Raw genomic sequence first — 13,664 nt, 5'->3', positions numbered from 1 at the left:
CCACCTGCTGGCCAGCACCGCCCGAACTAGAGCGCTGATGAACCCTCGCCCTGCCCTCCAGTATTAATCGCCGCCCAACAATGCCCGCCAGGTTCCAAATCCGAAATCATTTTTGCGCTCTCGTCTTATAAGCCTCCAGCTCCGCACGCGGGACCACTTCTTCGCTGATCATGCGATGCGGCATCGAGATCAGGATATGAGGGGCGCGGAAATACGGCATCGTGGCGTTGGAATAAAGATTGCGGGCTTTCTCCGCGCCGCTGAACTGCATGCGCACCGGCTCCGACCAGGTTTTGAAGTCTTTGGAAACCGCCCGCGCAATGGTGCGATACGCGTCCCTCGGTTTCGGATTTCCCGGCGTGCCACCTTCGCTCCAGGCCCGCATGTAGATGGCGTAGCATTGCTCCGCCGGCAGCCAACTCACCACATTGAGGGAATCCAGTTTGTAGCCAGCGAAGATGATTTCCTCCGAGTAGATCTGCCAATGGATGCCATCGGGTGAGACAAAGCGGAGGAGTCCTTCCTCGCGCCCGTTGCCAGAGCCGACGCCTTTGTAACGTTCCGCTGCGGGAACGCCGGGCCGGTCATCAAGCATGGCCGTGAAATTGGTCGAGGAGCGCAGCTTGGTGGGCCCAAGAATGATGTTGTTATCGGTGCTGCCCTCGAACGCGACAAGTCTCAGCTTCGGCTTCACCCACGTTTTCCCATCCCGGCTTTCCGCGTAACAGGTCACCTCGGTTCCCGCCTTGATGAGGCCCGTGTCGGACTTGGTGCCTCCGCGATAATACAGGCGATAGATGCCGCCATCCTTGATCACGGTCATATAGGCGGCCGAAAAGCTGCTTTCCCATGGATGATCAAACGTCATGCTGATCTCCTCCGGTCGCGGTTCCGCGAGCTGAAGCGTCGCGCCTTCCATGGTGTCGATGAGAGCGCGGTCCACGAAGATCTCCAGGCGGTCGCCGATATCCATCACCGCAGAACGGGACGGCACGATGTCAGCAGCCAGGAGCTGGCCGAGCGAAGCGAGAAGGGAGACGAGGAGCAGCTTGTTCATGGAGAGTGATTCGAGATGTCAGGAACAGGGCGACCGCAAGCGAAGCAAGTCGTTTCATTCGGCTTTGGCCTTGTACGCGGGATCACTGGCGGCCTTTTGCATGAGGCTTCACAACCCAGCTTCACAACCCAGGCTTGCAAGGACACGGGGCATCCTTATCACTCCGCGCCATGGCGCACCGCATTTGTATCGTTCTGATGTTTCTCACCACCCTGGCGCAGGCACAGGACCTGGATATCGACAAACTCATCCGCGACAGCTTTGTCGTGGACAGTGAGGGGACCTACTATCAGCGCAATGAACAGAGCGGTGAGAGTGATCCTTTTGCCACGGCGGATGGCACGCGTGATTTCGGCAAGCTCAAGGAGTATTGCGGACGCAATCTGACCGTGATGAATGTCTCCGGCGAGCGGTCGCTGGACGTGCAGGTCGAAGACATGACGGACGGCACCTACAAGAATGCTGTCGTAGTGAAGACCTTCGGCGACATCGCCGCGCTGCGCACGTCGAGGAAGTTTGGAGCGCTGTTTTACATCCAGACCTGGGATCCGTTGGGCGGTTCGGTGGAAAAGATCGCCCAGTGGCATCGCAAAGGGCTGCGCGTCTTTAACATCGCCTACGGTCGCGGCCACAATCCGGCGAAGGAAGACCTGCTCGGCTATGGTTCCGGTGAAACAGGCGGTCTCACGCCGATGGGAGAGAAGGTGGTCGCGGAACTGAACCGCCTGAAGATGGTCGTGGATGTGGCGCACGCGAATGACGAAACGACCATCGATGTCTGCCGAGTCGCAAAGGCTCCCGTCGTGGCCACGCATGCCAACTGCCGCGCCGTGACCCAGATCGACCGCAACAAGAGCGACCAGGCATTGAAAGCCATCGCCAAGACGGGTGGCGTGATCGGCATCACGACGATTGGCTGGATGATCGAGGATGCGTCTGGGAAGCGTGACGTCGATGCCTTCGTCAAACACATCGAGCATCTGCGTCGGCAGGTGGGCATAGACCACATCGGTCTGGCGTCGGACGCTTACCTGAACGGCTGGGCCACGGGTTCCAACCACTACGCCTGTCCGGAACTCGCCGCGCCAGATCGCTGGAAGACCGTCGCCAAAGCGCTGGCAGCGAAGGGTTACAAGACGGAAGACATTCAGAAGATCCTCGGCTTGAACTGGGTGCGCGCCTTCAAAGCCATCTTGCCCCCATGATGCCCCGGTAAGGACACAAGCGCCGCGCATTCTTGGTGAACGGGGAGACTTGGAGAGGAGGAGACGATGAGCCCGAGAGGGTAGAAAGACTCAACGCTCAAGGAACCAAGCACCCACGCCCGGAACGACGATCTCTTGAAGCCCTCACCAAACGAGATACGTTTTCTCCATGAACATGTCATCCACCGCCCGGCTCGGCCTTTTCCTCCTCATCTGCCTCCCTTGCCAGCTCAGCTTCGCCGCAGACTGGAATGCCATTTCTAAAGCGCCTCCTGTGATCACGGCCCTCCAGATGCAGGCAAAGCCCCTGGTGGTGAGCGCGGATAAAACGGGCTGGGCACGCATTCCCGAAATGCTGACTCAGCGCGGCGCGGTCATCTACATGCCTGACGGCGAGCACCTCGGCGTGGCCGACATCCAGGTGATCTCGGATGGCTACCTCTTCATCGCCTGCAACTGGGACTACCAGGGTAATCAATCGGGCGACTGGGACAAGGACGCGTGGGACGAGCGGAAGTTCAAAACCAAGGGCTGGGATAAACTGACGAAAGGCGAACTCGGCGGCGAGCTCATCCGTAACAACAACCGGGTGCAGACCGTCTTCGTCAAACGCGTCAAGAAAGGCGACACCTTCCGCCTGCGCTGCAACAAGTATGATCCGCCCTATCCGATCCTGCTGAACAGCAAGCCGTGACAATCGCATGATGATGGAGTGCGAGCGCGACGGGACTCTTCAGCGCGCCTTTAACTCAAACACCGCCACACCGAGTGGCGGCAGTTTGAGTGGTGCTTTGCCACTGCGAAGGCTCAGCGTCGCGTTGTCTGCGCCAAGAGGCTGCGTGTCGGCATCGGGTGTCGCGTCGAACTCGAGCGAGATTTCCTCGGCGCGGCGGGAGTCGTTGGCTTCATTGAACAGGACTTGAAGCGCGGGGTTGGCTGTTGTGCGGCGGGCGGGGCGAGCAGACAAGAGGGGTGCCGATGGAGAGTGGGATCGCCTGAACCATCGCCAACCACAGTCAACATAACCCTCGCCGCAGGCGTATTGTTGATCATCTTCCCTTCAACGTTATGCGAACTTCTTTCCTCATCCTGTTTGTTCTCGGTCTGGCGTTCAGCGCCGGGGCCACGGTCTCCCTGCCGGTGATTTTCACCGACCACATGGTACTGCAACGCGAGCGGCCAGTGCCGGTGTGGGGCTGGGCGGAAGCGGGTCGAGAAGTGAATGTGAAGTTTGCCGGGCAGGCCAAGGCCACGAAGGCGGACAAGGACGGCCGATGGAAGGTGACGCTGGATCCTCTGAAGGCTTCCAACGATCCACAGAACCTCGTGGTGTCCGGCCAAAACACGGTGGTGGTCAAAAATGTGCTGGTGGGCGAGGTGTGGCTGTGCTCAGGCCAGTCGAACATGGCCATGACGGTCAAGGGCGTGAAGGACGCGGAGAAAGAGATGGCGGCGGCGAATTTTCCGCTGATCCGCATGTTCTTCGTGCAGTCCTTCACGGCCACTTCCCCGCAGGAACAGTGCAAGGGCGTGTGGCAGGCCTGTTCGCCCCGGACGATCCCGAATTTCTCCGCCGCCGCCTATTTTTTTGGCCGCAACCTGCACCAGACTCTGAAGGTGCCGGTGGGATTGATCAATTCATCCGTCGGCGGCACGGCCATCGAAGCTTGGACCAGCATGGACGTTATGAAGGACAAAACCGAGCTGCAACCGCTGCTGGAGCAATGGCGACAGGGTGTGGCGTTGTTTGAGCAGCCGGAAACTCTGGCGAAGAATGAGGCCGCCAAGAAGCAGTGGCAGGACGCGGTGAAGGCGGCGCAGGCGGCCAGTCAGCCCTCGCCGCCCCAGCCTCCCGTGGTGGGCCGTGATCCGCTGAATGCCAACCGCCCCAGCAATCTGTACAACGGCAAGATCGCACCGCTGGTGCCCTTTGCGATGCGCGGGGCGATCTGGTATCAGGGCGAGTCGAACGTGGGCAACGGCCCGCTCTATGCCACGCAACTGCCTCTGATGATCAGCGACTGGCGCAAGCGCTGGGGCGATGAGTTTCCCTTCGCCTGGGTGCAACTGCCGAACTTCTTGAAGCGTGAGGCCGAGCCGGGAGCCGCATCTCACTGGGCACGGTTGCGCGAAGCGCAATCCAAGTCGCTCGCGCTGCCGAAGACGGGCATGAGCATCAATCTCGACATCGGCGATGAAGGCAACATTCATCCCCTGAACAAGCAGGAGATTGGGCGTCGTCTTGCGCTCTGGGCGCGCGCGCAGGTCTATGGTGAAAAAATTCCGTGGAGCGGTCCGCTGTATCAAAGTCATGCGATCAAAGGCAGCCAAGTGATGATCCAGTTTCAGCATGTGGAAGGGCTCAAGACGGCGGATGGCAGCGCTGCCTTGAGGGGTTTTGCCATCGCCGATGCAACGCAGAATTGGCAGTGGGCCGAAGCACGCATCGAAGGCGGGCAAGTCACCGTGTCCCATCCCGGCATCCAGACGCCAGTGGCCGTGCGTTATGCCTGGGCCAATAATCCCGAGGTCAATTTGATCAACAGTGCCGGTCTGCCAGCGGGTCCGTTTCGCACGGACGACTGGCCGATGGACAACTTCTCGATGCCGCTCAAGCCAGTCGCCAAATAGCGGCGGTGGCGATGGTAAGACAGTGTCCCCAATCGGAAAATGAGGCACGCGCCGGCGCGGGTGATGCTGCCGATATGGCCAAATGCATAGCGCAGGGAGAAGCAGCAGTGTGCGCCACTCCCGCCATTAACATCTACCGTGCGCTGTTGCTGAGGATGGCATTGGCCTGACATGACATGACAGTTGTCATTCCTGGCAATGGTCGCATGCTGTCCGCATGAAACTGAGGACGTTTGAACTCCGGGGGCTGCCTGCACTGCTGCTGCTGGGAGTGTTGGTGGTGGTTGCCATCGGCGTCATTGCGCTGGTATTGATGGTCGGGGCTGCGTTGGCGGTGGCCGGGCTGGCGCTTTCTGCCGGAGCGGCGTTGTTTTATGCGCTGCGTCGCAAGCTGTCACCCGGCACCAAGTCTGATGTCTGGCTTGAGGCGGAACAGCCTTCAACGACATCGTCGCTCGAAGTACGGGAGATCGAGGTGGAGGTGCTGCCGCAGAAGGAGCGCTAAACGCGGGCTTCACGCGCAGTAGTCACGAAACAAGCCGCCCATCATGCAGCCGAGCTGGTTGCCAGGAGCGAAATTGCCACGCGTGTAGAGCACGATCGCGTAGGGCGTGCCGCGATGATAAAAGAACAGCGACTCGTGGTCCCATTCGCCGTAGTTGCCGGTCTTGCCGCCGATGTAGGTGATGCTGGCGGGCATAACCCAGCGGCCGAGGCCGTATTGATCCCGCCGCATGGCTTCCAGGAGGAGTTCATTGCCGTAGTCGAGGCGGTAGTTCACGCAGCGCTCGTAAAACTCGGCGTAAAAGCGTGGTGACTGCCAGTTGTTGATGATCGCCACATCGGGCAGATGGTACTTCCACTCGAAGTTCCGCTCATCCTCCGGTGTGATGCGGGCGAGGAGCTGGAACCAGGAGGCATTGATGCTTTGATCGCAGGCATAGACGACGTGCTGGAACTCCTCACGCGTGAGATTGCCACGGCGTTTTTCCAGCAGCACCGCCGCGACGGCGGGTTTCGGCATCGAGCCACCGACGAACAGCTTGTCCGCCTGGAATTCGGCGAGGTAGCGGCCAGTGGCGAGATTTTTGACCGCGTAGCCGATGCGCGGATCACGCCGATGCGCACGATAGACCTGCTCCATGCCGGAGGTCCACGGCCTGCCATGCGCCGAGTGAGCACGGAAGCGCAACCGGGCACCTGAGGCGAGGAAGCGGCTGTGATACTCCCACTGCGCCCGGGTTTTGCGTGCGGAGACGCCAAGCACCGAGGATGCTGGCAATGCGCAACCTGCAAGTGTCAGGGGCAAAGCGGCCAAGGCACGTCGCAACCACAGGCGACGTGTCTCCGAAGGTGATGGAGGCAAGAATTCTGACATCGGCGGCCAAGGTGTTCACCTCAAGCCATGCCGCCAGCGGGAAAGTGTCAGAAGATTGTGCAACGTGCAGGCGTCTGCGGCCCAGGTGCTTGCAATTTTTCGCCAACGACGCGGTGTGGGGAAAGGGTGAACGCAGCCAGTTCAGATTCCCAGCTCATCCATCCTCAGCGTAACATCGGCGAAGCCGGGCACTGCTACGGTGTCTCCGTCCTTGAACACTTCTGACTGAGTGTAGGCGGCTCCTTCAGGCTGGCGGAAGACGGTCATCTGTCGAGCATTCAAATTGACCAGCCATGCCTCGGGGATGCCTGCGGCGGCATAGAGCGGGATTTTAGCCGTGAGATCGTAGCTGAGGCTGCTGTCTGCCACTTCGATGACGAGAATGACATCTCCGGGGCCGGGATGGCTCTGGCGATAGAAGTCATCTCGGAATCGAGCGATGACGATGTCTGGTTCAGGCTCGGAGTATTCGTTGATGGTGATGGGATCCTGCACGGCCACGATGGCGCGGTCGCCAAGGCGGCGGTTGAGAAGAAAGTTCAGCGCCTTGACGGCCCCCGCATGATTTGGCCCGATGGACATTTTTTGAACGAGGTAACCGTTGATGAGTTCCAGCCGGTCGTCCTCGGTGAAAGCTCCTGACTGAATCAGCGCGTGGTATTTCTCGCAGGTGATGCGAGCGAGCGGCAGTTCAGCGATGGATGCCGTGGCGACCATGGACGATGAATAGCAGGAACAGAGGTGCGTTGCAATACGAAGCTCTGCGGCGTCCCTTCGTGGTTGATCGTGTTGTTACTCGAATCGCGGCTTACTTGCCGCCGGGGCGCCACTCTTCGGGAAAGGTTCTCACATTGCCGAATTCAGACACGGAGGTCTGCCCTCCTGTCCTACCCTCACAACGTTGGCCAATGACTTCGAGGATCGAGGCTTGAATTTGATGCATCACCCACTCGCTCCACCAACCGGCATACCAGTTGAATCGGGTGGAAAGCCGGTGCGTGCTGGAGAGATGCAGAATGCAGGTGCCATCGCTGCGCGGTTCAATCTCATAGGTACCATCGAGAACATCATAGAATCTGCCGCCAACGATGATGTGTTCATCGAACGCAGTATGCGGGATGAAATCAGGATCGGCCTTGATAGTGAAGGAGAGCTTGCGTTGCGGTTCCCAATGCGTCACAACCTCGAAGAACGAAACCTCGCGCTCGAATGTGGCATGACGACGACCGCCGACCCCTTGTTTGTCGATGACGGCAGCGATGGGACGCGGAAAGCCGATGTGGTAGATCCATTGTGCTGGCAATTCGTCGATTTGGATCGCTGGCACTTCATAGATCTGCTGCCAGATCGTTTCCGGGGATGCATGAATCGTTACGGCGTTCTGCATCACTCGTGTTTCATGCGGTACCTGCCACATCTGCTCAATGGGAGCAACGGCGTAGGGCAGGAGGACAAACAGAGTGACGCACACGCGGTCACGTCCTGATCGGTTCAGAACCCAGCTCATGATCCAGCCACCGAGCAGCGCCATAATCATTAAAATGGGGCTGGCCACGACCAGACAAATTGCCGCTTCCATGCCGAGCAAGAAAGCCAGCACGGACAGCCCGGCGATCAACAGGGGAGGCGCAGCCAGTGACCAAAAGCGACCTGGTTTGCCGAACTTGAACCCTAGAAAGCACACCAACGCTCCAAAGGCGAAAGGCATGGAAAAAAGAAATGCGCCGGAGACGATGGGAAATAGATCATCCAGCTTCGGCTGGGTGAACATCAACCAACTTCCCAAGGCATAGAAGGATGCTATGGCAACAATAATGAAAATCTGATGACGAGTGGCGGCCATGATTCGAATGGTTTCCATTCATTGAAGCAAACGCGAACAAAAAAAGGGACGCCTTGCGGCGTCCCTTCGTGGTTGATCGTGATGTGACTCGAATCGCGGATTACTGGCCGCCCGGACGCCACTCTTCGGTGGCGAACTTGAAGGCCTGCTCCAGGCCGACGAGGTCGGTGCTGGGGCGGAGGGCTTCGAAGGCCTGGCTTTCCTTGGCGATGTCGGCTTCGCTGTAGTTCATGGCCTTGATGGAAAGGCCGATGCGGCGCTCCACCTTGTCCACTTTGATAACGCGTGCTTCCACTTCGTCGCCCACGTTGAGCTTGTCCTTGACCTTCTCGATGCGGTCCTCGCTGATCTGCGAGATATGCACGAGGCCGTCGATGTCGTCTTCGAGTTCGACGAAGGCGCCAAAGCTGGCGATCTTCGCGACACGGCCCTTCACGACGTCGCCCACCTTGAAGCGGGTGTCGATGATGGACCAAGGGTCGGTGTCGAGCTGCTTCATGCCCAGGCTGATGCGCTGGTTGGCTTTGTCGATGCCAAGCACGACGGCGTCCACTTCCTGGCCCTTCTTGAGGAGTTCGGATGGGTGGTTGATCTTGCGGGTCCAACTGAGGTCGGAGACGTGGATCATGCCGTCGATGCCTTCTTCGAGTTCGACGAAGGCGCCGTAGGCGGTGAGGTTGCGGACCGGGCGCTTCATCTGCGTGCCGATCGGGTAACGAGCGTCGATGTCGTCCCACGGATTCGTGTCGAGCTGACGGACGCCGAGGCTGATCTTGCGCTCTTCCTTGTTGATGCCAAGGACCACGGCGTTGACTTCCTGACCCACGGTGAGGACATCGGAAGGACGCGCGATGCGCTTCGTCCAGGAGAGTTCGGAGACGTGGATGAGGCCTTCGACGCCTTCTTCCACTTCCACAAACGCACCGTAAGCAACGAGCTTCGTGACCTTGCCGTGAACCGAATGGCCGACGGGGTAACGCGCTTCGATGTTTTCCCACGGGTTGTTCTGAAGCTGCTTGAGACCAAGGGAGACGCGTTCTTTCTCGCGATTGACCTCAAGAATCTGCACTTCGATCTTCTGACCGATGCCGAGAAGCTCGGAAGGATGGTTGAGGCGGCCCCAGGACATGTCCGTGATGTGGAGCAAGCCGTCCATGCCGTTGAGATCGACGAACGCACCGAAGTCGGTGATGTTCTTGACGATGCCGATGACCTTGTCGCCAGGGGTGACGCCATCGAGGAATTTCTGCCGCTGTTCGGCACGCTCGGCCTCGATGACTTCGCGGCGGGAGAGGACGATGTTTTTGCGCTCGTCGTTGATCTTGACGATCTTGAACTCGAACACCTTGCCGACGTATTCGTTGAGATCCTTCGGCGGGATGATGTCGATCTGGGAGCCGGGGAGGAAGGCTTCGACGCCGACGTTGACCATGAGGCCGCCTTTGACGACGCTCTTGATCTTGCCTTTGACGAGGCCGCCGTCTTTGAAGACGGTGTAAATTTTTTCCCAGTTCTGGCGGTGTGCGGCCTTCTCCTTGGAGAGGACGACCATGCCTTCGTCATTTTCGAGGCGTTCGAGGAGGACTTCGACCTCATCGCCGACCTGGATGTCTTCGTCTTCGAATTCGTTGGATGGGATGGCCCCTTCGGACTTGTAGCCGATGTCCACGAGGACGACTTGCGGTTTGATTTCGAGGATCTTGCCTTTGACGATGGATCCTTCGGAAAGTTCGCGGAACGATCCTGCGATCAGTTCGGCGAGAGTTGCTGTGGCACTCATTGAATGTTGTTACGGGTTGCGAGTGTTAGGATAAACCGCACGCAAACCTCCACTCCTGAGGCGCACGACGGGCTTTCGTCCCGCAGCGCCAACAGGCTCCCGGACAAGAGGGCCGCCATAGTCGGGAAAGTACGGGGTTTGGCAAGGGGGAAGATGCAGCTAATTAGCCAACACCAGCCTCACCTCGAACACCGCTGCAATGCCTAGCGTCTTGTCCGGAGAAAAAATGGAGATTGCGGAAGGCCACGCTCTCCAAGTAAAACCAGGTATTCACGAATGCCATGCTGCTGACCAAACCCGCACGGCTCGCACTCATCTACCAGCGCTTGACTGACGCGGCAGCCGCAGCGAGCCGCCCTGCGGCACTGGCGTTGTTGCAGCGCGTCTTTCGGGAGGTTGAGGACCAGCACAGCGGTGTGTCACACGAGCCAGAGCACCCTGACCGCATGCATCCACCGGTCGAGGCCATGGAGGAGGATCTGCCCGACCATCCCGCCGCCAAACGGTATCGTCACAAGCGCCACTGCACCCTCATCGCCGACAACGGTGCCTTTGAGATTCACCGCTTCCTCTATGCCTCCCAAGACGGCCGGAAGCGCAGAGTCGGCGAGCAGACTGATTTCTCGAAGCCCGGTGCCGATGGACAGGGGGTGGCGTGATCGCTGTTTGACGTTGCATTACACCGGTGTAATATGCATGCCATGAACGAAACACGCCCGCAGCCCGTCCGCCAGTTGGTCGAAGGACTCGAAGCGCTCTATCCCGATGCCGAGGTCAAGCTTGAGCGCGGTGGCAAAACCTCGGGCGTGTGGTGGATCGACATCGCGGCCACCACCACCCATATCGTCGTGCAGTGGACGCCGGTGCTGGGCTTTAGCCTGGAAGCAGTCGGCGACGATGATCCCGTCTATGGCGCACTTCCCGCCGAGCGCTACAAGACCGTCGAGCTGGCGCTCAAGCGCATGACGCAACTGCTGGCCGACGAGTCCCAGGCCGAAGTCGGCGGTGTGGCGCTGCGTGAGTTGCGCGAGCTGCACGGACTCTCCCAGCTCGATCTTGGCACCAAGCTGGGCACCAAGCAGGCCGCCGTCTCCCGTGTCGAGCGCCGCAGCGATCTGCACCTCGACACACTCATCGCCATCGTGCAAGCCCTCGGCGGCACCTTGGAAATCCGCGCCCGCTTCCCTGACTGTGAAGTCCCCATGCGCTTCACACCAGCCGCGTGACTTGCTTCATGGCGCTGCCGCCGTGTTAAATGCCAGGCATCTTTATGGTGGCGAGGTCCACATGGAGATGGTTGTCCAACTTCCACATGGCCCCGGTCGCGGGATCCACGATGAGGATGCCGATCAAACCGCCGAAGACGATATTGCCGACATACCAGCGGTTCATCCTGGCTCGCAGCAGTGCGGTGCGCGTGGGATGGCCCGGCTTTGTGAAGGTCAGGGTGTACTGCGCACGGCGGAAGAAGCCGGCATCGGATGCCAGCGTCACCGTGGACGGGGTGGTGGCACTGTGAATGCACACCCCCTGCCTGTTGCTGATCATCACCTGGGCGCCGATGGGGTTGCTGCTCAGGGTCACCGGCCAGTTGGATTTGCTGACGATGCTGGCGCAGCTCGTCAGAAGCAGCGAGCAACAGGCGAGAGTGATGAGGCGGAAATGGGTGTGCATGGAGAGGAGACTTGGTTCGGCTATGATAGGACGCTATCCAGTCAAAGGCGTCAGGGCGTGACATTCGCTGTTGTGCCTGCAAGCCGCACCTCAAACACGGTCGCATCCTCGCATGAACGGACCAGCCGCAGTTCAGCGCCATTCGCACGGGCGAGTTCGGTGGCGATGTTGAGGCCGAGGCCGAAGCCGTCGGTTTTGCGGTTGTGGGCCTGATCGCCACGGAAGAAGCGCTCGAACAGGCGTTGCTGATTCTCCTCGGAGATGGCGGGGCCGGTGTTGGTGATGGTGAAGGCGATCTCTGCGTTCTGTTGTGCCAGTTGTAAGGTGACTCGGCCTTCAGGGCGGTTGTATTTGATGGCGTTGCTCAGCAGGTTTTGAAACACCTGCCGAAGCAGGGCACGATCGACATGCACGTCGATGTTCGGTGCGATGCGATGCTCCAGCGTGAGTCCGGATTGCTCGCAGAGAATTTCAGCGTCTTCGATGAGACGTGTGAGGTCGCTACTGAGGTCGTAGGGTTCGGGATGTGTCGGCAGACGACCCGCATCAGCCTGTGAGAGCAGCAGGAGGCTTTGGGTGATTTGTTTGAGGCGGGTGGCTTCTTCAAAGAGTGAAACGAAGCGCTCATGCTCACTGCTGCCGGGTGTGGAATGGCGTACGGCGTCATCAAGGTCGGCGAGCATGATGGCGAGCGGGGTCTTGAGTTCGTGCGAGGCATCGGCGGTGAAGCGAATGGCCTGCTGGAAGCTGCCTTGCAGACGTTGCATCATGCCGTTGAGCACGTCGATGAGCTGGGCGAACTCGCGGTTGTCATCACGCTGTAGCGGGATGCGTTCAGCGAGATCACTGGCGGTGAGACGTTGTGCGGTGCCGACGACACGTTCGAGCGGGCGCATGGCGCGTTTGGAGGTCCACATGGCACCGAGACCGGCGAAGGCGAGGCCAATGATGCCGGCTCCGACATACCACTGCGCCATGCGGTTGATCTCCGCATAGTAATCGGTGAGCGAGAGGCCGACGAAAATGGTGTACTCCGGGCTGCTGAAGGCACCGAAGCGCCAGTCGATGCCACCGGAGCGTGCGGTGAACGTGGTGGGCTCACGGATCATGGGCATCTGCGGGCGAAAGGGCAGCGCATGCTGAGGCGGTGGTTCCGCAGGCGCGGCACCGAAATCTGGCGGGAGACCGAGCAGATCATCGAATTCTGCTTCACGCCGTGGCCGCCGTGCTCCGGGTGGTGGGCCGCCAGGCATGCCCGAGGGAGGTTCGGGAGGTGCGCGCCTGATTTCCGCCGCCGTGGGGAAGCAACTGCGGAAGTACACCTCGAGATCCTTCGGCGCATTGGGCGTGGTGAAGATGGTCTTGCCCTGGCGATGCTCCTGCACCACGAGCACGGCCTGCGCCGCTTGCGAGGTCGAGGTGCCGAACACGAGATCAGAGATGGTCTTGAACTCCTCATCCGTGGTGTAGGGATCAATGCGGTTCCACACACGCTGCGCCGGAGCGGTGATGCGGTCATCGACGCTGCGTTCCAGCGTTTGACTGGCATACCACCAGGCGGCGCTGCCAAACGCCGCGACGAGCGCACCGGCGACGAGCATCGTCTGCAAGGCCAGACGAAGGCGGAAGCTGCGGGTGTTGGCGGAAGCGTTCATGCAGGAGAAGACGGCGAATTTCACGCGGAGACGCCAGCACGCACGAAGATAAATGGCTTTTAATGATGAGCCACAGAGTGGCGTCATGCCCGGCGGCTCCAATACCCGCATGAACACCGTGCCTACCACCAGTTACACGACCAACTCATCCACCCAGACCGATGCCGCCGCGCTGTATCGCCGCCACTGGCCAGCGTTGTGCGCGTTTGCACGCGCCCGAGGCTGTGAGACGCACGATGCAGAAGACGCGGTGCAGGAACTGTTCGCCAAACTTGTGGCGCAAGGCCAGCACGAGCGTGCGGCGGCTATTTTTGATCAGACGCGAGCGCAAAAAGTCCAAGGTGCTTGATCATGCCTCGGGGAGCTGGTACAAGAAGGCACACCTTCACTCATGCGCCACTTCAACGCCCCCGATTCACTCGCACAAAACAGCCTCTTTGA

General features: G+C 59.8%; 15 protein-coding genes. 7 read left to right on the top strand and 8 right to left on the bottom strand.

Annotated features, from left to right (window positions below; all coding sequences use genetic code 11):
• Window positions 1-106: 106 nt before the first annotated feature.
• Window positions 107-1,057, bottom strand: coding sequence for a hypothetical protein (locus ACKVY0_RS26170; protein ID WP_409217819.1), 951 nt, complete (start codon window positions 1,055-1,057; stop codon window positions 107-109).
• A gap of 197 nt (window positions 1,058-1,254) precedes the next feature.
• Between ACKVY0_RS26170 and ACKVY0_RS26165 the strand changes: the two genes are divergently transcribed.
• A complete protein-coding gene (locus tag ACKVY0_RS26165; RefSeq protein WP_409217818.1) occupies window positions 1,255-2,262 on the top strand; it encodes a dipeptidase in 1,008 nt (335 codons plus the stop codon).
• Between the two features lie 175 nt (window positions 2,263-2,437).
• Entirely contained in the window at window positions 2,438-2,956 is a 519-nt protein-coding gene (locus ACKVY0_RS26160) for a hypothetical protein (protein ID WP_409217817.1), read from the top strand.
• Between the two features lie 39 nt (window positions 2,957-2,995).
• Here ACKVY0_RS26160 and ACKVY0_RS26155 read toward each other — a convergent pair whose 3' ends face one another.
• Window positions 2,996-3,229 carry a hypothetical protein gene (locus tag ACKVY0_RS26155; protein ID WP_409217816.1) on the bottom strand — a complete coding sequence of 78 codons (234 nt, stop codon included), beginning with the start codon at window positions 3,227-3,229 and terminating at the stop codon, window positions 2,996-2,998.
• A gap of 101 nt (window positions 3,230-3,330) precedes the next feature.
• On the opposite strand from ACKVY0_RS26155, the gene ACKVY0_RS26150 reads away from it, so the two are divergent.
• Together ACKVY0_RS26150 and ACKVY0_RS26145 are read left to right on the top strand one after the other, a co-directional pair.
• A complete protein-coding gene (locus ACKVY0_RS26150) occupies window positions 3,331-4,893 on the top strand; it encodes a sialate O-acetylesterase (protein WP_409217815.1) in 1,563 nt (520 codons plus the stop codon).
• A 217-nt stretch (window positions 4,894-5,110) separates the two neighbouring features.
• A complete protein-coding gene (locus ACKVY0_RS26145) occupies window positions 5,111-5,398 on the top strand; it encodes a hypothetical protein (RefSeq protein WP_409217814.1) in 288 nt (95 codons plus the stop codon).
• A gap of 9 nt (window positions 5,399-5,407) precedes the next feature.
• Here the strand turns inward: ACKVY0_RS26145 and ACKVY0_RS26140 are convergent, their stop codons facing one another.
• The 4 genes from ACKVY0_RS26140 to rpsA form a co-directional block, all read right to left on the bottom strand.
• Window positions 5,408-6,175 (bottom strand): hypothetical protein, encoded by a 768-nt coding sequence (locus tag ACKVY0_RS26140; protein ID WP_409217813.1) that lies wholly within the window; start codon window positions 6,173-6,175, stop codon window positions 5,408-5,410.
• A 237-nt stretch (window positions 6,176-6,412) separates the two neighbouring features.
• Window positions 6,413-6,988: a Uma2 family endonuclease gene (locus ACKVY0_RS26135; protein WP_409217812.1), complete on the bottom strand. Its 576-nt coding sequence runs from the start codon at window positions 6,986-6,988 to the stop codon at window positions 6,413-6,415.
• 91 nt (window positions 6,989-7,079) lie between these two features.
• Window positions 7,080-8,132, bottom strand: coding sequence for a hypothetical protein (locus tag ACKVY0_RS26130; protein ID WP_409217811.1), 1,053 nt, complete (start codon window positions 8,130-8,132; stop codon window positions 7,080-7,082).
• Window positions 8,133-8,214: 82 nt separating this feature from the next.
• Window positions 8,215-9,894: a 30S ribosomal protein S1 gene (gene rpsA, locus ACKVY0_RS26125; protein ID WP_409217810.1), complete on the bottom strand. Its 1,680-nt coding sequence runs from the start codon at window positions 9,892-9,894 to the stop codon at window positions 8,215-8,217.
• Between the two features lie 281 nt (window positions 9,895-10,175).
• Between rpsA and ACKVY0_RS26120 the strand changes: the two genes are divergently transcribed.
• Window positions 10,176-10,553, top strand: coding sequence for a hypothetical protein (locus ACKVY0_RS26120; protein WP_409217809.1), 378 nt, complete (start codon window positions 10,176-10,178; stop codon window positions 10,551-10,553).
• Window positions 10,554-10,595: 42 nt separating this feature from the next.
• The gene (locus tag ACKVY0_RS26115) at window positions 10,596-11,120 is read left to right on the top strand and encodes a helix-turn-helix domain-containing protein (RefSeq protein WP_409217808.1); all 525 of its coding nucleotides are present in this window, start codon (window positions 10,596-10,598) and stop codon (window positions 11,118-11,120) included.
• Window positions 11,121-11,145: 25 nt separating this feature from the next.
• On the opposite strand, the gene ACKVY0_RS26110 is transcribed toward ACKVY0_RS26115, so the two are convergent.
• Window positions 11,146-11,568 carry a hypothetical protein gene (locus ACKVY0_RS26110; protein WP_409217807.1) on the bottom strand — a complete coding sequence of 141 codons (423 nt, stop codon included), beginning with the start codon at window positions 11,566-11,568 and terminating at the stop codon, window positions 11,146-11,148.
• Between the two features lie 50 nt (window positions 11,569-11,618).
• Window positions 11,619-13,223, bottom strand: coding sequence for a sensor histidine kinase (locus ACKVY0_RS26105; RefSeq protein ID WP_409217806.1), 1,605 nt, complete (start codon window positions 13,221-13,223; stop codon window positions 11,619-11,621).
• 109 nt (window positions 13,224-13,332) lie between these two features.
• Between ACKVY0_RS26105 and ACKVY0_RS26100 the strand changes: the two genes are divergently transcribed.
• Window positions 13,333-13,572, top strand: a complete 240-nt coding sequence (locus ACKVY0_RS26100; RefSeq protein ID WP_409217805.1) for an RNA polymerase sigma factor — start codon at window positions 13,333-13,335, stop codon at window positions 13,570-13,572.
• Window positions 13,573-13,664 lie beyond the last annotated feature (92 nt).

The sequence above is a fragment of the Prosthecobacter sp. genome (assembly GCF_046154365.1).
Taxonomy (GTDB): domain Bacteria; phylum Verrucomicrobiota; class Verrucomicrobiia; order Verrucomicrobiales; family Verrucomicrobiaceae; genus Prosthecobacter.
Note: the sequence above shows the minus strand (reverse complement) of the source record. Positions and strands in the feature narration are given on the sequence as shown.